The sequence below is a fragment of the Streptacidiphilus sp. PAMC 29251 genome (genome assembly GCF_054208735.2).
Map to the genome: position 1 here is coordinate 5217991 of NZ_CM135725.2, position 20496 is coordinate 5238486.

The 20496-nt window shown below is 69.5% G+C and carries 21 protein-coding genes; 12 read left to right on the top strand and 9 right to left on the bottom strand.

Features of this window, described 5'->3' with window-relative positions:
• Nucleotides 1-126: 126 nt before the first annotated feature.
• Nucleotides 127-1641 (top strand): bifunctional 3-(3-hydroxy-phenyl)propionate/3-hydroxycinnamic acid hydroxylase, encoded by a 1515-nt coding sequence (locus ACXKR8_RS24600; protein ID WP_458266740.1) that lies wholly within the window; start codon nt 127-129, stop codon nt 1639-1641.
• A gap of 39 nt (nt 1642-1680) precedes the next feature.
• Entirely contained in the window at nt 1681-2472 is a 792-nt protein-coding gene (locus ACXKR8_RS24605) for an IclR family transcriptional regulator (RefSeq protein ID WP_458266741.1), read from the top strand.
• Nucleotides 2473-2572: 100 nt separating this feature from the next.
• Here ACXKR8_RS24605 and ACXKR8_RS24610 read toward each other — a convergent pair whose 3' ends face one another.
• From ACXKR8_RS24610 to ACXKR8_RS24630, 5 genes are all read right to left on the bottom strand, one after another.
• Nucleotides 2573-2737 carry a hypothetical protein gene (locus ACXKR8_RS24610; protein WP_458266742.1) on the bottom strand — a complete coding sequence of 55 codons (165 nt, stop codon included), beginning with the start codon at nt 2735-2737 and terminating at the stop codon, nt 2573-2575.
• Between the two features lie 587 nt (nt 2738-3324).
• Nucleotides 3325-3741 carry an SRPBCC family protein gene (locus tag ACXKR8_RS24615; protein WP_458266743.1) on the bottom strand — a complete coding sequence of 139 codons (417 nt, stop codon included), beginning with the start codon at nt 3739-3741 and terminating at the stop codon, nt 3325-3327.
• Nucleotides 3742-3804: 63 nt separating this feature from the next.
• Complete coding sequence (locus ACXKR8_RS24620) at nt 3805-4566, bottom strand: SDR family NAD(P)-dependent oxidoreductase (RefSeq protein WP_458266744.1); 762 nt, start codon at nt 4564-4566, stop codon at nt 3805-3807.
• 68 nt (nt 4567-4634) lie between these two features.
• Complete coding sequence (locus tag ACXKR8_RS24625) at nt 4635-5252, bottom strand: QsdR family transcriptional regulator (protein WP_458266745.1); 618 nt, start codon at nt 5250-5252, stop codon at nt 4635-4637.
• A 7-nt stretch (nt 5253-5259) separates the two neighbouring features.
• Nucleotides 5260-6744, bottom strand: coding sequence for an aldehyde dehydrogenase family protein (locus ACXKR8_RS24630; RefSeq protein WP_458266746.1), 1485 nt, complete (start codon nt 6742-6744; stop codon nt 5260-5262).
• Between the two features lie 157 nt (nt 6745-6901).
• Here ACXKR8_RS24630 and ACXKR8_RS24635 point away from each other — a divergent pair, with 157 nt between their 5' ends.
• From ACXKR8_RS24635 to ACXKR8_RS24675, 9 genes are all read left to right on the top strand, one after another.
• The gene (locus ACXKR8_RS24635; protein ID WP_462099838.1) at nt 6902-7345 is read left to right on the top strand and encodes a hypothetical protein; all 444 of its coding nucleotides are present in this window, start codon (nt 6902-6904) and stop codon (nt 7343-7345) included.
• Nucleotides 7342-7974, top strand: a complete 633-nt coding sequence (locus ACXKR8_RS24640) for an SDR family NAD(P)-dependent oxidoreductase (protein ID WP_458266748.1) — start codon at nt 7342-7344, stop codon at nt 7972-7974. Before ACXKR8_RS24635 ends, ACXKR8_RS24640 begins: the two co-directional genes overlap by 4 nt.
• Before the next feature lie 25 nt (nt 7975-7999).
• Nucleotides 8000-10108 carry an MFS transporter gene (locus ACXKR8_RS24645; RefSeq protein ID WP_458266749.1) on the top strand — a complete coding sequence of 703 codons (2109 nt, stop codon included), beginning with the start codon at nt 8000-8002 and terminating at the stop codon, nt 10106-10108.
• 101 nt (nt 10109-10209) lie between these two features.
• Nucleotides 10210-11259, top strand: coding sequence for a phosphotransferase family protein (locus ACXKR8_RS24650; protein WP_458266750.1), 1050 nt, complete (start codon nt 10210-10212; stop codon nt 11257-11259).
• 370 nt (nt 11260-11629) lie between these two features.
• A complete protein-coding gene (locus ACXKR8_RS24655) occupies nt 11630-13177 on the top strand; it encodes a long-chain-fatty-acid--CoA ligase (protein WP_458266751.1) in 1548 nt (515 codons plus the stop codon).
• A 326-nt stretch (nt 13178-13503) separates the two neighbouring features.
• A complete protein-coding gene (locus tag ACXKR8_RS24660; RefSeq protein ID WP_458266752.1) occupies nt 13504-13716 on the top strand; it encodes a hypothetical protein in 213 nt (70 codons plus the stop codon).
• 465 nt (nt 13717-14181) lie between these two features.
• On the top strand, nt 14182-15354 hold the full coding sequence (locus ACXKR8_RS24665) for a zinc-binding dehydrogenase (protein ID WP_458266753.1): 1173 nt from the start codon (nt 14182-14184) through the stop codon (nt 15352-15354).
• Nucleotides 15351-15986: a hypothetical protein gene (locus ACXKR8_RS24670; RefSeq protein ID WP_458266754.1), complete on the top strand. Its 636-nt coding sequence runs from the start codon at nt 15351-15353 to the stop codon at nt 15984-15986. Before ACXKR8_RS24665 ends, ACXKR8_RS24670 begins: the two co-directional genes overlap by 4 nt.
• Entirely contained in the window at nt 15986-16426 is a 441-nt protein-coding gene (locus tag ACXKR8_RS24675) for an AMP-binding protein (protein WP_458266755.1), read from the top strand. Before ACXKR8_RS24670 ends, ACXKR8_RS24675 begins: the two co-directional genes overlap by 1 nt.
• 119 nt (nt 16427-16545) lie before the next feature.
• Here the strand turns inward: ACXKR8_RS24675 and ACXKR8_RS24680 are convergent, their stop codons facing one another.
• Both ACXKR8_RS24680 and ACXKR8_RS24685 read right to left on the bottom strand, forming a co-directional pair.
• Nucleotides 16546-17586 (bottom strand): NAD(P)-dependent alcohol dehydrogenase, encoded by a 1041-nt coding sequence (locus ACXKR8_RS24680; protein WP_458266756.1) that lies wholly within the window; start codon nt 17584-17586, stop codon nt 16546-16548.
• A gap of 34 nt (nt 17587-17620) precedes the next feature.
• Nucleotides 17621-17911, bottom strand: coding sequence for a DUF3533 domain-containing protein (locus tag ACXKR8_RS24685; RefSeq protein WP_458266757.1), 291 nt, complete (start codon nt 17909-17911; stop codon nt 17621-17623).
• A gap of 35 nt (nt 17912-17946) precedes the next feature.
• On the opposite strand from ACXKR8_RS24685, the gene ACXKR8_RS24690 reads away from it, so the two are divergent.
• Complete coding sequence (locus tag ACXKR8_RS24690) at nt 17947-18258, top strand: hypothetical protein (protein ID WP_458266758.1); 312 nt, start codon at nt 17947-17949, stop codon at nt 18256-18258.
• Here the strand turns inward: ACXKR8_RS24690 and ACXKR8_RS24695 are convergent.
• Complete coding sequence (locus ACXKR8_RS24695; RefSeq protein WP_458266759.1) at nt 18255-18830, bottom strand: YhgE/Pip domain-containing protein; 576 nt, start codon at nt 18828-18830, stop codon at nt 18255-18257. The two genes, ACXKR8_RS24690 and ACXKR8_RS24695, sit on opposite strands and share 4 nt — an antisense overlap.
• A 216-nt stretch (nt 18831-19046) precedes the next feature.
• Nucleotides 19047-20483 carry an MmgE/PrpD family protein gene (locus tag ACXKR8_RS24700; protein WP_458266760.1) on the bottom strand — a complete coding sequence of 479 codons (1437 nt, stop codon included), beginning with the start codon at nt 20481-20483 and terminating at the stop codon, nt 19047-19049.
• Nucleotides 20484-20496: the final 13 nt, after the last annotated feature.

Consider the following 20496-nt stretch of genomic DNA (forward strand, 5'->3'; position numbering starts at 1 on the left):
TGGCCCCTTTGCCCATATGCGTTTCACCATTATGCATTGACTTTACGGATGATGGAACTTACTGTCCCGCATGTCAACAGCGACGACAGGAGAGGCAGAGCGATGCCGGTGATCGGGACCAGAGACGTGGCGACATCAACGGACGTGGTGGTGATCGGCTATGGGCCGGTAGGCATGGTCACAGCCGCGCTGCTCGGCCGGGCGGGCCACCGTGTCGTAGTGCTTGAGCGCTACGCCGGGCTCTACAACCTGCCCCGGGCGGCGAGTTTCGACGACGAGACGATGCGGACCTTCGCCCGCCTCGGCATCGCCGAGGAATTGCTGCCCAAAGTCCGGGTCCAACGGACCTACGAGTGGACCGGCGCCTCCGGCGACCTGCTGATCGAGCAGCACTTCGATGAGCAGGGAGCCAGCGGCTGGGCGGAGTGGTATATGATGTATCAGCCCGATCTGGAGGACGCCCTGGACCGGGCCTGCCGAGCCCTGCCAAGTGTGGAGGTCCGGTTGGACTCGCCGGTTGTCGGCATCACCCAGCACGAATCCGCCGCCGTGGTCACCGTCGAGGGTAGCGCGACCGTGACCACGCGCTATGTGATCGCCTGCGACGGGGGCAAAAGCTTCGTTCGCGGCGCCCTGGGCATCGGCCAGGACGACTACGGCTTCTCGGAGCCGTGGATGGTGTGCGACTTCCGCCTGCGCGGACCCTCGTCCGTCCCCGCCGCGCGTCAGGTGGGCGATCCGCTGCAGCCGACCTCGATCATCTCCCTGGGGCCCGACCACCACCGTTTCAGCTTCATGCTGGACTCGGTCGAGGACTTCGAGGTCGAAAGCGCCCCGGAGCGGGTGTGGGAACGCGTCGCGGAGTACTTCACCCCGGAGGACACCGAGCTGATCCGCGTGGCCACCTACACCTTCCGCTCGCTGATCGCGCACCGCTGGCGCAGCGGACGCGTGCTGCTGGCCGGGGACGCCGCGCACCAGATGCCGCCCTTCCTGGGCCAGGGCATGTGCTCGGGCATCCGTGACGCCCAGAACCTGGCATTCAAACTCGACCGGGTGCTGCGGCGGGGGGCGGACCCTGATCTGCTCGACACCTACCAGGCGGAACGCGAGCCGCATGTGCGCGCCGTCACCGAGAAGGGCATCGAGCTGGGCCGGTTGCAGACCACCAGGGACCCGATCGCGGCGACGGAACGAGATCGCAGGCTGCTCGTCCAACGTTCGGCCGGACAGGAACGGGAGAAGATCCTCTTCCCCGCGCTGACCTGCGGACTGCTGGCCGAGCAGTCTCTGCGGGGCCGGGGCGGCCTCTCCCGGCAGGGCGTCGTGGACGACGGCACCACCCGGGGCCGGTTCGACCAGATCGTCGGCGACGGATTCGCCTTCCTGGCAACCCCAGAGGTCATCGCGGACCTCGGCTCCTTCGCCGGAGGGCTGGAGCGCGCCGGGGTGAGGGTCGCAGCGATCTCGGCGGAAGGACCGCTGGCCGACATCGACGGCACCTACCGGCGCTGGTTCGCCGAGAACGGCTGGTCCGCCGTGGCCGTGCGCCCCGACTTCTACGTCTACGGCGCCGCCGGCGGCGCCCTGGACCCACGGGCACTGGCCCAAGACCTTCTCGCCGCACTCGCCCCCCGCTGACGCTGCCCGGAGCGTCAGGGCTGGCCTATAGTGCGGTTCATGGCCGCAGACGAAGTGGACGACGCACGCCAGGGCATCCAGTCCGTCGAGAACGCCATGACGGTGCTGCTCGCCCTGGAGGAGGGAATGGGGCCGATGAGCCTCACCCAGATCTCGGCCGCCAGCGCCATGGCACCGAGCAAGGCGCACCGCTACCTGGTCAGCCTCGGCCGGGTCGGCCTGGTGTCCAAGTCAAAGAACACCGGCCTGTACGACATGGGCCCGTCCATGCGCCGCCTGGGCGCCGAGTCGCTGCGGCGCATGGACGAGGCCGGACTTGCCTCGGAATACCTACCCGGGCTCCGAGACCGCACCGGACACGCCGTCAACCTTGCAGTCTGGGGGGACCACGGGCCGGTCATCATCCGCTGGGACTACGGGTCCTACGCGCTGCCGATCACGGTCCGGGTCGGCGCGACCATGCCGCTGCTTACCTCGTCGGTGGGACGCGTCTTCTTGGCCCATCTGCCAGCTGCCATCACCGACCCAGTGCTTCAGAGCCAGGCCGAGACCACCGATCAGACCGGCCTCAGCCACACGGAGATCGAGGCGATCAAGGCCGCCGCGGTTCGCGACGGCTTTGCCTTGACCTCCGGCGGTGTGCTTCCCGGGGTCTCCTCGGTGGCGGCCCCAGTGTTCGCTGCAGGCAACGCGTTTTTGCTAGTCGTCGCGATCGCCCTGCCCACCAGGCACGCCACTGCGGAGGTGGTGCAAGAACTGGCCAAGGAGGTCTGCGCGACCGCCCTGGCCATGTCCGCCGAGATAGGGCACCGCAATGCGCCGCCGTACTAGTAGACCGTCGCAGCTAACGACTACCTGCACGTCTCGGTCACCAACTCCACCGCCTTCAGCCCCACCGACACCATGCCGCTGTGCACCCGCACCAAACTCCTCATGAGCGCAACTCCGCATCCCGCGCAGTCTGCCGGTCCAGGTCCGGGGCGCAGCCGGCCAGGAACGTCCGGGTGTGCTCCAGCGCCTCGCCGGCAGTGCCTGGTTGCCCGTCGAGGTCGTACAGGGACTCACAGAAGTCTGCGTCGTGGTGCTTGTGGTCCATGGGACGCGCTCGTCACTGAGAGCTGGCCATTCACCCAATGACGCCTTCCCCCAGCAGGCTTCACCAGTTGGTCAACGGTCTGGGTCTGGGCCAGGAATTCCTCGCCGAGGCGAACAAGACCACCTCGGGCCATCGGTTCCTCAGCGCGATCCTGCTCTCCGGGCGAGTGCGCGTCGACGCGGAGGGGGCTGACCGTACGCGCCACCTCCCGTGCTCGGATGGGCTAAACTCAGGCTTCCCGGACGGCACGGGAAGCTGTTGGGGCTCCGCAGCATCCACTTCGCGCCGGTGCACAGTCATCCGCCGTCCCCGACGGGGATCCGCTCCATGGCGCTGGCCTCCTGCGAGACCTACGGGTCGGCCCGGCGCAGGGCCACCCCGTTGTAGCGGGTCACGTCCGCGCCCAGCGTGGTGTAAGGGGTGCAGGACCGTCTCGATGCCCCGATGGAAGACCTTCAGCCCGGGCCGGTCTCGGCCGCCGCCGGGACCTCCAAGCTTCCCGCCTTGCGGCGCGGTGCACCGTTGACCCCGAGCTGCTGGTGGAGCTGGAGGACACCAACCGCAGTGTGGTTAGGGGAACGTCAATCTCAGCGTTGCGCCAGTTCGACGAGTTTGGCCACGGTTTCGGGAAAGCCGGCGGTGATTCCTGGGCCGATGAGCGGACCCGCCTGGTCGGCGGCCTCGCCGGTGATCTCGGCGCGGTACGTCACGCGTGTGTGGTTGTCGTCCAGTGCATCCAGCCGGTGGACGATACGGATAAGCAGGCCGTCTACCTCGATCACTTCGACGAACCGTTCGTTCTCCACAACGTCGGCCAGGCGCATGGCGACCGGCTCACGCCCCGGCGGCTTCATGGAGAACTCCGTGCCTGAGGCAAAGGGGCCGAGCATTTTGATGCTTTCGATGCCCTCGTTCCAGGACGCGGCGCTGTCCACGTCCGACCAGATGGTCCACACGGCCTCGGGTGTGACCCGGGCGGTAGTGCTGTGTTCGTATTCCCACACGTGGTGTCCTCTTGATCGGTCGACGAGGTGGCCGCGTCGCGCCGTGGCCCGCACGGGCTGTCGTCAGGTGATGGTGACGCCGCCGTCGACGGCGATGGTCTGGCCGGTGACGTAGCCGCCGGCGCTACTGGCCAGGAAGATGACGGCGGCGGCGAGTTCCTCGGGGTCGCCGAACCGGCCGCACAGCACCCTGGAAGCGGTGGCTTCGAGGTAGCCGGCCGGGTAGGCGTCGGTCATCTCCGTGGCGAAGAAGCCCGGCGCGAGGGCGTTGACGCGGATGCCTTTGCGGCCGGTCCACTGTGCGGCCAGGTCGCGGGTCAGGCCGATGAGTCCGGCTTTGCTGGCCGCGTAGGCGGCCTGCGGCAGCCCAGCGGTCGTGATGCCCAGGACGCTGCTGATGTTGATGATGCTGCTGCCGGGTTGCATGACCCGTCCGCAGGCCTGCGCCATCCAGTAGCAGCCGTTCAGGTTGACATCGACGACGGCGCGGAACTGTTCGGGGGTCTCCCGGCTGGCCGGGACGGCCGTGGCGACGCCGGCATTGTTGACCAGGACGTCCACATGGCCGAATTCCGCCATGGCCGCGTCGACCAGATCCTGGCAGTCTTCCGGCCGGGTGACGTCGGTCGCGACCGCGATCGCGCGACGTCCCGCCTTCTCGACGAGTTTGCTCGTCTCGGCTAGCCGGTCGGCGCGCCGGGCGCCGAGCACGACGTGGGCGCCGGCTTCGGCCAGGGCCACAGAGAAGGCGACGCCGAGGCCGGAGGAGGCCCCTGTGACGATGGCGATTTTGTCATCGAGGCGGAATCGGTCCAGGACGGTCATGGTCTCTCCGGATCGGTCAGGGCGGGTCCGTACCTGTGGGTGGCGGGTTCATCGTGGGGCAGGGCGTGTCAGGTTCCGTGGCGGAAGCCTTCGATGAGTGTGGCCTGCAGTCGGTTGGCGACCTCGACGTCCGGCTGTCTGGCGGACAGCACGTCGGCGTACAGGAACGACTCTCCGAGCCGCACCAGCGCGTAGGCCACGGAATCAGGCTCGGTGGTGAGTACCAGGCCGAACTCGTCCATGTCGCGGCGCAGTAGCCGCTCGATGAAGGCGACGGTGCCGGTCTGGACCTGGCCGCGGGGGTCGGTCAGCAGGCGCATGGTCAGCACGGGTTCGTCGTCCAGCAGCCGGCGCAGGCCCTTGGACTGGGAGACCAGTTCGTTGATGTAGCGGCCGGTGCCGACGCAGTGCAGCGCGTCGGCGGGGCGCTCGGCCTCCCAGCGTTGTTCGGCCATGGCCAGGGTGCGTTCGGTGAGCAGCCACAGGGCCTTGCCCAGCAGTTCCTCCCGGCCCCCGACGCGCCGGAACAGCGTCGTGCGGTTGACGCCCAGGTCGTCGGCGAGGGCTTGCATGTCCAGGCGGCGCCCTTCGTCGATCCAGCGTGCCGCGCGGTGCACGAAGCGGGCGGCGGTCTGTTCGATCGGGGCGGGCCCCTGGCGGGCGGGGACGTCGGGGCGTTTTGTCATCGGCTGGTCAGTGGCCGTCGTGGACGGCTTCGGACCCGGTCGCGGTTTGGAAGACACTGTCCACGATAGCCTGCGCGACCGGGCCGTCGGGCGGCAGGAAGGCCTCGGCCAGGTCGCCGGTTCCGCGTACGACCACGCCTCGGGGGTTGGAGAACTCCCGGAATCCCTCGATGCCGTGATGGCGTCCGGACCCGCTGTTGCCGATGCCGCCGAAGCCGAGTGAGGGCAGGGCGCCCTGCACCGCGCACACGTTGACGCACGCGCCGCCGGAGGTGGTCCGGTGCAGCACGTGCTCCGCGAGGGCCGGATCCTTGGCGAACACGTATAGACCTAGCGGGCGCTCGCCTGCGTTGATCGCCTCGATCGCCTCGTCCAGATTGTCGTAAGGAATGACGGGAAGGATCGGGCCGAAGATCTCCTCGGCCATGATCCGCAGGTCGTTCGGCGGGTCGATGACCAACATCAGAGGCAGGCGCCGGGTCGCTGGATCCCCCTCGCCGCCCAGGGAGATCACGCGGGCGCCGGCGGCGCGGGCCTGGTCGGCCATCTCAACGATCCGCTCGCGGTGGCGCTCGGTGATGATCCCGGTGTTGTGCGCGGACGACGCGTAATCCGGCATCTCCTGGTCCAGGTACCGCTGGGTGTGGGCGATGAAGTCCTCGACCTGGCCGCGCGGTACCAGGGCGTAGTCGACCGAGATGCACATCTGGCCGTTCTTGACGAGTTTGGTGCCCACGACGCCGCGCACGGCGTCGGCGTCGACGCTGTCGTCGGTCAGGATCGCCGGGCACTTGCCGCCGAGCTCCAGCGTGACCGGGACCAGGTTCCGTGCTGCGGCGACGGCGATCTCCCGGCCGATCGCCGGGCTGCCGGTGTACAGCAGGTGGTCCCAGCGCACGGTCGGGAACTCCTTGGCCAGCGCCAACCCGCCCACGGACACGGCCACCAGGTCCTGCGGGAACGTCGTGGAGATCATCTCCTGGAGCAGGTCCGCGCAGGCCGGGGTGTAGTCCGACGGCTTGATGATGACGCGGTTGCCGGCGGCGAGCATCTCCACCAGCGGCCCGAGCGAGAGGTCGAACGGGAAGTTCCAGGGGACGATGTTGCCCACGACGCCCTTGGGCTGCTGGCGGACCGCCGCCCGGGCGGTGCCGTAGAACGCGGGGTCGGTGTACCGCTGGTCCTCGGCCATCCAGCTGCCGAGCTGCTCGGCGGCGAAAGCGGCACGCCCGGCCACGCCGAGCACCTCCACCAGGTCGGTGAACAGGTCCGGGTGGGCCCCGAAGTCGGCGGCCATCGCGGCCCGGATCTGCTGGCGGTGGCCCAGCAGCATCGCGGCCAGCGCCATCAGGCGGCCCTGCCGGCTCTCGAGGTCCGGGTACGGGTCGGCGAGGAACGCCTGCCGCTGAACGGCGTGCAGCCGGTGCAGTTCGGCGATCGCCGCCGCGTCGCCCGGGGCGGCATCGGGGAGCGTGGATACGAGGACTGTCATAGGGATCTCCTGAACCTCGTGTGGTGACCCGGGTCGACCGCCGCGTGAGCTGCGAAGGGAGCCTCTGTGCATCATATTTCGAAAGTGTTGCACAGTTCGCCGCAGGGTGCCATCCTGGCGGCCACCAGCCACCGCGAGCATCCCGAGGGGGAGAACCGTGAGTCCCAGCGCTGCATCCGAAGACGTGGACGTCCTGGTCGTCGGCGCCGGTCTGTCCGGCATCGGCGCCGCCTGCCACCTGCGGCAGCAGGCCTCCGGTAGCTTGCCGAACCCGGCCTTCGCTATCGGCTGTACCAACGCGCCGTGGACGCTGAAGGTCGACCTCGTGTCCGAGCACGTCGCGCGGCTGGTTGCGCACATGGAGGAGCACGGATACGTCGCGGTCACGCCGCGGCTGCCGCCCGACCCGATGGCGACCTCGCCGTTCATCGACATGACCTCCGGCTGCTTCCAACGATCCCGCACCACCCTGCCGCTGCAAGGGGACCGGGCGCCGTGGCGGCTGCGCCAGCACTTCGGCAACGACGCGGCCCTGTTCCGTGGACCGGTAGCCGCCCAGGACCTGCAGTTCACCCCTGCCGACGCACGGAGGACCGCATGAGCGGAACACTTGCCCGCATCGAGGCCCGGCACCTGCGCGGGAAGACGGCGGTCACGGCCGTCGCCGACCGGCGACGGCTGATCGACGTCAACCTGATGGGCGTCGTGCACGGGCTGGACGCGATCCTGCCCCGGCTGCCGCCCAGGACAAGACCGACACATACCGTGAACACCGCCTCAATGGCCGGGCTGGTGCCGACAGCCGGGTTGACCGCCTGCTCAGCCGCCAAGGCCGCGGTCGTGGCCCGGACTGAGGCCGTGGACATCGAGTTGATCGGCACCGGCGCGAGGGTCAGCGCCCTGTGTCCCGGCGTCATCGGCACCGGGATCATCGACGCCACCACGATGCGCGGCGACTGGCAGGGCCGCCGGGCCCGCGCCGTGGACTTCTGCGCCAAACGCGGCATGTCCCCGGACGTCGTGGCCGCCCAGGCCCTTTCCGCGTCGGCGCGCGGGCGGCGCATCATCCCCACACCCCGCTACCAGGTCGTACCGCACTGGTGGCTGCGTCGGGAGTTCCCGCGCGCCGGACGCGGGCTGTCGAAGATCAGCTTCCGGTTCTTGAGCCGGGACGAAGAGCAACGCCCAGCGGGGGCACGGCACGACGAATCCGATCCCATCCACAGATAAGGCATCCGACATGTCATCAAGTGCGTTGGCTGAACCCGGTTCACCTCCCATCACGGCCAGCGGGGGCATCTGGGGCCGCCAGCTGGGCCGCTACCCGGCCAACGGCCCGCGGGCGGCCTATCTGGCCATCGTGGTGTTGGCCACCATCACGCTGTACTACGAGCTGTACGTCTCGGGGTCCGTGGCCACCCAGATCGCAGCCGACCTGCACATGACCCTGGTCTACCTGATCGGCGTGTCGATCGTCGGCAACGCCGTCGGCGCACTGGCATCGGTGGCCGCCGGGCTGGCCGACCGGTGGGGCCGGGCCAACCTGGTCGTGTACGGGCTGGGCGTCACCGGCGCGCTGGTGCTGTTCGGGCTGCCCAACGCCCAGACCAAACTCCAATACCTGATCCTCTTCGCGTTTGTCAGCTTCGTCGAAGGCACGATCCTGGTCGCCACCCCCGCGCTGATCCGCGACTTCTCCCCGCAGCTGGGACGGGCCTCGGCGATGGGCTTTTGGACCCTGGGCCCGGTGATCGGCTCCCTGGTCGTCTCCGAAGTGTCCAGCCACACCCTGGACACGCACACCGACTGGCAGTTCCAGTTCCGAGTCTGCGGCGTCGTCGGCCTGGCCGTGTTCGTGATCGCGTTCCTCGGCCTGCGGGAGCTGGCCCCCAGGCTGCGGGACCAGCTGATGGTCAGCCTGCGGGACAAGGCCCTGATCGAGGCCCGGGCCCGCGGCATCGACACCGAGGCCGCCCGGAAGGGCCACTGGCGGCAGATCCTGCGCCTGGACATCGTCGGCCCGGCGTTCGCGATCAGCGTGTTCCTGTTGTTCTACTACATCGCGGTGGGCCTGTTCGTGGTCTTCTTCGCCACCATCTACGGCTACAGCCTGTCCCGCGCCAACGCCCTGTCCAACTGGTACTGGGGCTTCCAGGCCGTCGCCCTGATCATCACCGGGGTGCTGTCCGACCGCTTGAAGGTGCGCAAGCCGTTCATGGTCGTCGGCGGTGTCATGAGCGGCGTCGGCGTGGCGCTGTTCGCCCTGGCCACCACGGACGCCACCACGTCCTACTACCACTACGTGTGGATCATCCTCCTGATATCCATCGGCGGCGGGATCACGTTCGCCGCCTGGATGGCCGCCTTCACCGAGACCGTCGAGAAGCACAACCCGGCGGCCACCGCCAGCGGCCTGGCCGTGTGGGGCTCGCTGCTGCGCACCGTCGTCGTGGTCGCCCTGATCGCGCTGATCCAGGTCATCCCGGCCGCCAGCACACTGGTCGACAAGGGGCCGGCGCTTGCGGCGGCGGCCTCCGGCGCCGACCCGACGCTGACCCCGTCCCAGAACGCGATCGTCAAGGCAGTCGCCGGCGATCCCACGATCGTGCCGAAGGTGCAGTCCCTGGCCGCACAGTACTCCGCCCAACTCTCCACCGCGGCGAAACTCACCCCAGCGACCCAGGCCGCGCTGGCCGCCACACCGAACGACCCGGCCACCCAGGCCCAGGCCCTGGCCGAGATCTCCGGACTGTCCGCCGCCGACGTCGGCAAAGTCATCACCCTGAGCACGGCCGACAAGGACCAGCTGGCCACCGCCGCCACCATCGACCCGGCCACGCAGCAGGCGCTGGCCGCCAACCCGGCCGACACCGCCGCCCAGACCAAGGCGGTCGGGGAGATCGCGACCGGGTTCGGGATCCCGCCCGCCGCCGCGATCGCCAAGCTGCAGGCCCTGGGCCAGGTCCCGGCCGCCGACCTGGCGTTCCTGACCACGAACGGCAAGCAGGTCCAGGACGCGGTGACGAAACTGACCGCCCTGGGCGCCGTGCCGGCCGCCGACCTGGCGTTCGTCGGCAAGTACGGACCCGGATTGCAGGACCCGAAGGTCGCCGCCGCGCTCACCACCCTGGGCAAGCAGGCGCCGATCGTGGCGCAGGCCGCCAAGGACGCCCCCGGGCAGTGGCAGACCTGGTGGTGGATCTGCCTGGCCGGACAGATCGTGTTCCTGCCGTTCATCTGGCTGATGACCGGACGCTGGAGCCCGGCCAAGGCCCGCGCCGACGCCCAAGAGCACGACCAGGCACTGTCGAAGGAACTGGCGGCGCTGTCCCACGACGGGTCCGGCCCCGCCCCGGCGATCTGACGGCGGTTCGGCCCTCCCCTCCGGGTCCGGACCGCCGGTGACCACCACACCCCGGCGGTCCGGACCCACCACGACCCACACCACCACCGCAGGAGCTGATCGTGCTCACCGACGACCCGCCGGGCCTCGACCTTCCCCGGCTACGGTCCCACCTGGACCGAGAGGCTCCCGGACTGGTCCGCGGACAGCTGACCGCACAGCTGCTGCCCGGCGGCCGCTCCAACCTGACCTACCTGCTGGCCGACGACGCACACCAGTGGGTGCTGCGCCGCCCGCCCCTGGGGCACGTGCTGGCCACCGCGCACGACATGGCCCGCGAACACACGGCGCTGACGGCACTGGGGCCGACCGGAATCCCGGTCCCGGCCACGGTGCTGTACTGCGCCGACCCCCAGGTCCTCGGAGCGCCGTTCTACCTCATGGAGCACGCGGCCGGAAACATCTACCGGACCGCGGCCCAGACCCGGGGCCTTGGCCCGGAGCGGTCGGCTGGCATCGCCCACGACCTGGTCGACGTCCTGACCCGCATCCACCAGGTGGATCCGGCCGCGGTGGGCCTGACCGGATTCGGACGCCCCGAAGGATTCCTGGCACGGCAGGTGAGCCGGTGGAAGCGGCAGTTCGACGCCTCGACCACGAGGTCCCTGCCAGACGCCGACCGGCTGTGCACCGCCCTGGCCGCACGCGTCCCGGACCATCCGCGCACCGCCCTCCTGCACGGCGACTTCCGCCTCGACAACGTGGTGATCGCCGACAACGGCCGGATCTCGGCGGTCCTGGACTGGGAGATGTCCACCCTGGGCGACCCCTTGACGGACTTCGGCCTGTTCCTGGTCTACTACGCCGCACTGGGCGGGGCCGAGCCCGGCCGGGCCGAAGTATGGGCCTCGCCGCAGGCCGGGTTCCCCAGCGGGGCGGACCTGGCAGCCCGCTACGCCGAGCGCTGCGGGGCCGACCTGGAGCGCCTGGACTGGTACGTGGCGTTCGCGTTCTACAAACTCGCGGCGATCACCGAGGGCATCCACTCCCGATACCTGGCCGGACAGACCGTGGGAGCCGGATTCGACCAAGTCGGCGCCTCGGTGTCTCCGCTGATTGCCGCCGGGGCGGTGGCGCTGGACCGTGACACCGCGCGGGCCGCACTGCGATGAAGGACCGTGACAAGGTCGGGCAGAACGCCATCCGGCTCCTGATCGCGGTCGGCGACCTGGTCATCGGCTGGCCGCCGCCATCGCGTGGGCGGCGCTGGACGCCGACGCGGACGGCGGCCTTTGCACAGGCACGGCCGCTGCCGCCCGGTTCTTCACCGCCGAGGTGCTGCCGAAGCTGGCAGCCCGCCGCACGGTGGCCCTGGGACGGACCGACATCGCCCTGATGGACATGCCCGACGCTGCGTTTCGGCGGCCGCCCGCCGACCGAGGCCCGCCACGGCGCGGACCGCCGGCGGACAGTGTCAGGGGAACCGAAGCATGACCGGGCCGCCGGACGCGGCACGGACACCGAACAGGACAGGAGTAGACCGTGAGCTTCAATCTGGCCACCATGCTCAGGGAGTCGGCCGCTGCGTCTCCGGCGAAGGCCTGCTGCCGGATCGGCGAACAGACCATGACCTATGCCCAACTCGACGAGAGCTCCGACCGGGTCGCCGCCGGACTGCTGGCCCGCGGCCTGGTCCGGGGCGACAAGGTGGCGGTCCAGCTGCCGAACATTCCGGAGTTCCTGCAGGCGTACTTCGGGATCCTGAAGGCCGGGCTGGTGATGGTCCCGCTCAACCCGCAGCTCAAGGCGTCCGAGATCGCTCACCAGGTGACCGATTCCCAGGCTCGGGTAGCTATCTGCTTCGGATCCTGCGTCCCGGAAATGGCCGTCGCGGCCGAGGGCATCGACGGGTTCTTCCTCTACGAGGTCGAGCCGCCGGACGGTCGCGGCGTCACCGAAGGGTTCACACCTTTCGTCACCTTGACCTCACCGCAGGCCGATCGGCCCGCGTCCATGGCGACCACCGCGGCCGACGACACGGCCGTCATCATCTACACCTCCGGGACCACCGGGCGCCCCAAAGGCGCCGAGCTCACCCACTTCCAGCTGTACATGAACTGCACGATCTGCGCCGACCTGTTCGGCATCGAGGCCGAGGACGTGTCCCTGGCGGTGCTGCCGTTCTTCCACATCTACGGCCTGTCCTCGGTGCTCAACGCGGCCGTCCGGTACGGCGGGACCCTGTCAGTAGTCCCGCAATTCGGGGCCGAGGCGGTTGTCGACGCCCTGGAACGGCACGGCGTGAGCGTCATGGCCGGTGTCCCGACGATGTACCAGACACTGCTCGCCGCCGACATCGAAGGCCGGGACCTGTCGCGGCTGCGCATCGGCTCCTGCGGCGGAGCGGCGATGCCCGACGTGCTGTTGCAGGCCTTTGAGAAGAAGTTCGGCATCGTGGTCCTGGAGGGCTACGGCCTGTCCGAGACCGCCTCGGCCGCGGTGTTCAATCGGAGCGCCGAGGACCGCAGACCGCTGTCGATCGGCAAACCGATGTGGGGCGTGGAGGTGAGCATCGTCGACGGCGACGGCGCCGAGCTCCCGCCGGGGCCCGACCAGGTCGGGGAGGTGGTACTGCGCGGTCACAACGTGATGAGGGGCTACTACCGCAACCCAGAGGCCACCGCCGGGGCTCTGCGCGACGGCTGGCTGCACACCGGCGACCTGGCCTACCGGGACGAGGACGGCTTCCTCTACATCGTCGACCGGATCAAGGATCTGATCATCCGCGGCGGCTACAACGTCTACCCGCGCGAGGTCGAAGAAGTCCTCTACGCCCACCCGGCCGTCGCCGAAGCAGCCGTCATCGGCCGCCCCGACACCCGGCTCGGCGAACAGATCGTCGCCTTCGTCGCACTGCGCCCCGGCGCCGAAGCCGACACCGACGCTCTCATCGCGCACTGCCGGCAACGCCTGGCCGCCTACAAGTGCCCGCGCGAAATCAGATTCCTGCCCGAACTGCCCAAGAGCGGCCCCGGAAAGCTCCTCAAACGAGAACTACGGCCGATGCTGCCGGGACAAGCCGCCGACTGAAGCAGGCCTGTTCGAGGACCGTCGGCCGCCTTCCTCAGCGGGCGGCCTGCTCCTTGATCCTGCTCAAGGCCGCTGACGGGGCCTAGTAGGCGTGTGACGGTGCCTATGCCGCCGCCCCGTTCACATCCATGGAGAACAACTCCGAGGAGTACCGGCGCTGAGTGGAGGTTTCCTCACGGGATCAGATGCTACGTACCTCCCCCCAAGACGCGCGGCCGACTGATCTGCCGTGCCCCGCGCGACGCGGATGGAGCTGATCGACGGAGCCTGGGCCCAGATCGAGGCAGCCCAGGCCGCTGGCCGCGGTTGTCGACATCCACACCGCCGTGGCCTTCGCGCACGTCGCGGAATACGGGTGGGACGCGTCCTGGGCCGCGCATGGCGCCGGCGCCCCCTCTGCCGAGATCCGGGTCGGCAGGCGACTGGCCCGGATCGTCAACGGCCGGTCGGCCGACGACGCCGACGACCTGACAGCCGTCGCCAAGGACACCGGACTGACGCCGATCCTCAGCCGCCCCGGCCCCCGAACCCCGGCTTGAGAAAGCCGCACAGCAGCGCCTGCTGACGGAGGTTGGCGTTGCCAGAGACCGGTTGGCGGTCGGCGAGGACGTCGGCGTAGATGAACGACCCTCCCATCCAAACCAGGGCGAAGGCCAACGCTTCCGGCCCGATCGACATGGTCGCTCGCATGGCGCCGCTGCCCGACGAAGCCACTCTCACGACTAGTGCAACATTTTCTCCAGATGTTGCACAAGGTTCGTTCGGCGTGTCATCGTGGCGGCGACAGCATGCGTCGTGTCCGCTGATGGGAGTGTCATGACCGAGATCTCAGCTCGTCCGGACTTGGAGCGCCGGCCCGTCGACGCCCTGATCCCGGGCTCACCGCCAGCAGGTGGAAAACCGCGAACCACCGAGCCGGTTCGTCCCTCCAGACGCCGACCATCGGGGCGCTCCCGCTGCGCGCGGCCTTTGAGGCCCGTGTTGAAGCCGTCGGAGGCGCGCCGATGAAGGCGGTGGTGTGCCAGCGCGGCATGCTGCAGGTCGTTGAGCTGCCCGATCCCGTGCCCGGACCGGGGCAGGTGCTGCTGGACGTCGCCCGGTGCGGCATCTGCGGCTCCGATCTGCACGCGCGCCACTTCGCCGACCAGCAGGCCGACGTTCTGGCCGAGGCCGGATACCACTCCGCGATGCGCTCGGAGCAGCGTGTCGTGTTCGGGCACGAGTTCACCGGCACGGTCGTCGAGTACGGACCGAAGTGCCGCCGCACGCTGCCGGTCGGCACCGGCGTGGTGGCCATGCCGTTGCTGCGCACCGACAACGGATTCGACGCGATCGGTATATCGGCCGCCGCACCGGGCGCCTACGCCGAACAGGTGGTCGTCGAAGAGTCGTTGATGTTCGCGCTGCCCAACGGCCTTTCCCTCGAAGTCGGCGCGCTCACCGAACCCATGGCCATCGGCTGGCACGCGGTCCGCCGGGCCGATGTGAACCGCAAAGACACCGCGATCGTCATCGGCTGTGGTCCTGTCGGGCTGGCCGTCATCTGCATGCTCAAAGCGCGCGGGGTGCGAACCGTCGTAGCCGCCGATCTGTCGGCCGGGCGGCGTGCGCTGGCGAAGGCGTGCGGCGCAGATCTGGTCGTCGACCCGGCGGAGCAGCAGCCGTACCAGGCCGCGGGCGAGCGCGGGTTCCTGACCTCGCTACCCGCCGCCGTCGCCCTCGGCGTCGGAACCTTGGAGAAGCTCAAAGGCCTGCCGGTGCCGTGGCACCACGTCTGGCGCGCCGCCGAAAAGCTCGGCGCCGCCCCGAAACGACCCGTGATCTTCGAATGCGTCGGCGTCCCCGGCATGCTCGACAGCATCATCACCAGCGCGCCGCTGTACTCCCGCGTCGTGGTCGCGGGCGTCTGCATGATCCCGGACACCATCCGGCCCGTGATGGCCGTGAACAAGGAGGTCGACCTTCGGTTCGTGGTCGGCTACACGCCGCTGGAGTTCAGCGACACGCTCCACCGGCTCGCCCGCGGCACGATCGATCCCACCCCGATGATCAGCGCGACGGTCGGCCTGGACGCCGTGGCCGGCGCCTTCGACGCGCTGGCCGACCCCGAGAAGCACGCCAAGATCCTCATCGATCCACACCGGCCCCTGGCCCCAGCAGAACAGGAACTCACATGACAGCGATCGACACGACCTGGTTCGACATCACCCAGACCAACCGCGCCGTCCGCGAGTTGATCGAGCGCACCGACAACCCCCGCCACCGGCATCTTCTGCGGGCCTACGACCGGCACCGCAACCTCGAACACGCCGGGCGGATCGAGGAGATCTTCGCCCCGGAGATGACCGTCGAGCACCCGGTGTACCGCTTCCACATGGGGCCCGCGGTACAGCTCGAAGGCCGCGAGCAGGTCGAGGCGGTCTACCGGTACTGGGCCCAGACCAATCAGTCAGCGTTCTACATCGTCAGCGAGACGATCGCGGTGGGCGATTGGCTGGTCGTCAGCTCGACGCTGGGCTACCAGCAGGTGCTCGGCTCCGATCTGGCGGCCGGCGGCTTCGAGGTCGACGACCCCGAGGCGATGTACCTGCGCAAAGGCCGCGTTGCGATGGTCTGGCCCTATGACGAACGGTGCCGGCTGATCGGGGAGAATGTGTGGGAGTTCGACGACTCCGAGCGCGAGCTGATCAAGCTTGATCCGGCCGACGTCCTGACCACCGAACGCGCCGCAGAACTCCTGGCGCCGCTGATCGAGCCGCTGCCGCCGTTCGACGAATCCCTGCTGCCCAGCACCGAACAGCCGCTGTAATGACCTCCAGGTGTCCAGGCGCCAGCGAGGCGGGGCGCGATGGCCGAAGCGCCGAGGAGCCGGCGGCTGCGATCACCGGCCCGGACCGTGCCGCCGTCATACTCGATGACCAACTGCTGACCCACCGGGACCTCGACCGGGCCATCGGCCGGTTCGCCGGCGTGCTGAGCGCCATGGGCGTCGCCGCCGGTGACCGTGACAGTCTGCACCTGCCAAACGTACCGGCCTTCCCGGTCGGCGAGGCCGACGAGCTCCTGGTGCGCGGACAGTTCGTGATGGCAGGCTGCTGGAATCGACCCGTCGCCAGCGCAGAGGCTACGGATCAGGTTCTGCATGGTCATCCCGATCCCGATGCCGATCAGACGACGGCCTGTATGCCTCCGCCTGCGCTGACCTCGACACACTGCTCGACGTCGATTTTTGGCCAGGCGGTCGGGTGAGGGTCTCCTGCGGGAAATAGGGGAAAAGGCGTGGGGCCAGGTCAGGCATCGGGACAGGATGTCCCACGCTCGGTTGAGCTTTCCCAGGTGGTGTGTCGGGACGGCTCGGGCCTTCTGGATCACGGGTGGGGGAGGATGACCGCGCGGCCGGTGATTTTTCCGGCGTGCAGGCGTTCGTAGGCCAGGGGGGCCTGGTCGATGTCGTAGGTTTCGACTTCGATGGCCAGGGCGCCGGTGCGGGCGAGGTCCATGACTTCGATGAGTTCGGCGCGGGTGCCCCAGTAGGGTGCGGTCACCGATACCTCGTAGGGCAGGCTGCCGAAGCCGACGGGCAGCGTGCCGCCGCCGATGCCCACGATCGTCACGTCGGCTTCCACGGCTGCTACAGCGCCGGCGGTGGCCAGGGTGGGCGGGGCGCCGACGAAGTCCAGCACGAGCTGGGCGCCGGCCCCGGCGGTGAGCGCGCGAACCTTCTCGGCCGCCCCGGCGTCGGAGATTACCGTCTCGTGCGCGCCGACAGAGCGGGCGAAGGCGAGTTTGTCCTCGTTCACGTCCAGGGCGATGACGCGGGTGGAACTCATCGCACGCAGGAGCTGAATCGCCACGTGGCCAAGGCCCCCGGTGCCGATGACCACCGTGGTGCTGCCGGGCAGCAGTTTGCCCAGCGAGCGTTTGATCGCATGGTAGGGGGTCAGGCCGGCGTCGGTCAGCGGCACTGAGCGCACCGGGTCCAGGTCACCGAGTGGAACCAGGTGTCGGGGGTCGTCGACGAGCATGTATTGGGCCATGGCGCCGGGCGCCCCGAGGCCTGGAGGGAAGATGCCCAGTTGTGCGGCACGGGTGCAGTAGTTTTCCTTGCCCTGGGCGCACATGTGGCAGGTGCCGCATCCCCAGGGACCGTAGATGGCCACGGGGTCGCCTTCGTTCAGGCCGGTGACGCCCTGGCCGAGGGCGGCGATGGTGCCCGCGCCTTCGTGGCCCAGGGTGAGTGGCAGCGGGAAGGTGATCTTGTCGGTGGTCAAACTCATGACGGCGATGTCGGAGTGGCACACCCCGGCTGCGGTGATCTTGAGGAGGACCTGGCCCGGGCCGGGTTCGGGGTCGGGCACGGTGACGACCTCGGGTGCGCTGCCGGGGGTGCGGTACTGGACGGCTTTCATGACGCGGTAGCTCCTTGGCTGTCGGTCAACGGGTTCAGGGGGTCAGGTGGGTTCGGGTTTCCTGCGGTGCAAGCCCCTTGCGGTCGTAGGAACGGGTCATCGCCAGGCCGAAGAGCAGGGCGACGGCTACGCCGATCGCGATCATGGTCCAGGCACTGGCCACGCCGGCGTTGGCGCGGGCGTCGAAGAAGAGAATCGCCCGGATGCCGCCGCTGAGCTGGCGCATGGGTTCGAAGATCGCCAGGAAGCGGTAGAAGCCGGGGACGGCCTGCAGGGGATTGGTGGCACCGGAGGAGGGCAGTGCCAGGACGATGAACACGAACATGGCCGAGTTGGCCGATGCTGCCGAAGGCGGCGTTGATGGCTTGGACGCCCCAGCCGACCGCGACGGTGGCGCAGAACGAGAAGATCCACAGCAGCGGCAGGTGGGAGGCGTCCATGCCGAGGACCGCGATCGCGGCGACCATGATCAGGGTGATGGGTAGCACCGCGATGGCGGCGGTCATGGCGCGTTTGAGCAGGAGGGTCTGGGTGCGGCTGATATGTACTGTGGGGCGGCGGGTGTGCCAGGGGCCGATCTCGGTGTCGGCATACCCCAGGGCGGAGTCGACGCCGCTGCTGATGATGTTGGCGCCCATGAACCCGGCCAGGACCAGCAGCAGGGTGTATTAGAACGCGGTAAGGCCCAAATCGCTGTGCGCGCCGATCGGATGGCCGACCTGGGTGGTGACGGTGACCGGGTCGGCCAGCAGGAGACGCGTCGCAGAAGGGGCCCCAGCCGCGGCGGGTGCGGCGCCCAGTTGCCGCCCCAGGCCAGGGATGACTGGTGGGCAGCCTGCTGGGCGATCGAGGAGACCAGAGAGGAGCCGAGACTGCCCACGCCGGGGGTTGGTCAGCACCGTCATGGTGAGCCGTACGGGATGGGCGGCGGTACTGGACAGGGCGGCGATGGAGGGGGTGAAGTCCGCGGGAATCTCCAGCACGCCGTTGACCTTCGCGGAGGCGAGTTCCTGTTGGGCCTGCTGCGCGGTCATGACCTGCCAGCGGGCCGGCTGCCCGGAGGTGTCGGCGGTGGTGATCTGGCGGGTGATCTGGGCGCCCAGGTTCTCGCTCTGGCCGGGCAGCGGTGGGCTCTGGTCGGCGTTGACGATGCCCAGGGGAAGGTGGTGCAGGTCGCCTTGGGGGTTGATGGTGCCGCCCAGGTACGGCAGCGTCAGCAGTAGTGCGAGCAGGCCGGACAGCACCGCGGGGGAACAGCCACAGCTTCGGGTGGCGCAGGAGCTGCGTGGCGCGGGCCAGGCTGGCGGTCGAGCCGGGGGATGTCATCGCTCTCCTCTACGGGACACCTGCCACGTTAGGGGTCGCGGGCACCGGTGACCTGCGGTGGTGCTTGCGGTGCGGCCGGGCGGGTGATGGTGCTTCCCGCCCGGCCGCGGCCGGGGCGCGCAGGTGTCTGGGTGTCAGGAGGGCGTCGGGGCGGCCTGCAGGCGTTCCGGGGTGACGGTGGTGGCCTGGAGGAGAGTGGTGATCTCCTTGGCCAGTTCCAGGCCGGCGATAAGGTCCGCGAGCTGGCGTGCCTGACTGCCGGTCAGGGTGCGGGTGGCGTTGGCCTGGTACTTGGCACGAATTTCAGGGTCGGTCATGGGGTCGTCGGGGGTGCCGTGACTGGCGGGGATCTTGCGGCGCAGGGTGCGTCCGTCGGTCAGGTGCAGGACGACTTCGCCGGGGAAGTGGTGGGGGAAGTCAGTGCCGGGGTCGGGGGTGCAGGTGACGGTGGCGGCCAGCGCGAGGGTGTCGGGGTCGTCCAGGGGCTGGTCGTAGAAGGTGCCCAGGTCCACGGGGCGCCCGGCCAGGGCGGTGGCGACGACGTACTGGACGGAGAACAGGGCGTCGTAGATCGTCTTCGGGGCGATCTTGGCGGCGGCGGGTTCGGTGACTAGCGGGATCAGCGCCGGTGCGGTGGGGCACTCGATGCGCTCCACCTCTTCGGGACTGAGCCGCTCGACGCCGAGGTCGGTGAGCAGGGCGCGGGCGGCGTCGGCGAAGGCGTGGGTGAAGTGGCAGCACGGGTAGGGCTTCAGCGCGATGTCCAAGGTCATCCACCTGGTGCCCAGATCGGCCAGGCCCAAGTCCTCGGAGGTGACCTGCTCGCCGAGGTGGCTGGCGTACAGGCCCCCTGATCCTTCGAAGACGGTGGCCGGTCCGCGGAAGCCGGCTTCGGCCAGGGTGACGGCGATGATGCCGGCGTGGGCGGCCCAGCCGGGGTGCATGCGCTTGAGCCAGGATCCGTGCAGCTCCAGGATGCCCGCGGCCTGGCTGCCGCACAGCCCCAGCGCACTGGTCAATGTGGGGGCATCCAGGCCACGGAGCTTTGCAGCCACGCAGGCGGCGGCGAAGGTTCCGGCGATGCCGGTGGGGTGGAAGCCGCGGGCGTGGAACTTGCCCGCACCAGCGGCGGCCAGCCGGCAGCCGACCTCCAGCCCGGTCACATACGCCAGCAGGATGTCGGGACCGGTGGCGTGCTGCTCCTCGCCCACGGCGAGGGCGGCGGCCAGGGCGGGCGCGGTGGCGTGGTAGATGGCGCCGATGTGCGTGTCGTCGAAGTCCAGGCCGTGGATCAGGGTGCCGTTGGCCAGCGCGGCGGAGGCGGTGGGCAGTGCGGTGCCGAACCCGATGACGTGGGCCTGGTCGCCGTCGCCGAGTCGGGTGGCGGCGTGGTGGACGGCGTGGCCGAAGTCCATGCCGGTGGCTGCGACCGCAAGGCCGAGGGCGTCCAGGAGGTGGGCTTTGGCGACGGCTCGCACCGGTTCGGGGACCTGGTTCCAGGTCAGGGAAGTGACGGCGGCGGCCAGTTGGGGGGCCAGTGCCGATGAGGGCTGGTGTTTCTTGGTGGTCATGTGCGGCTCCAGG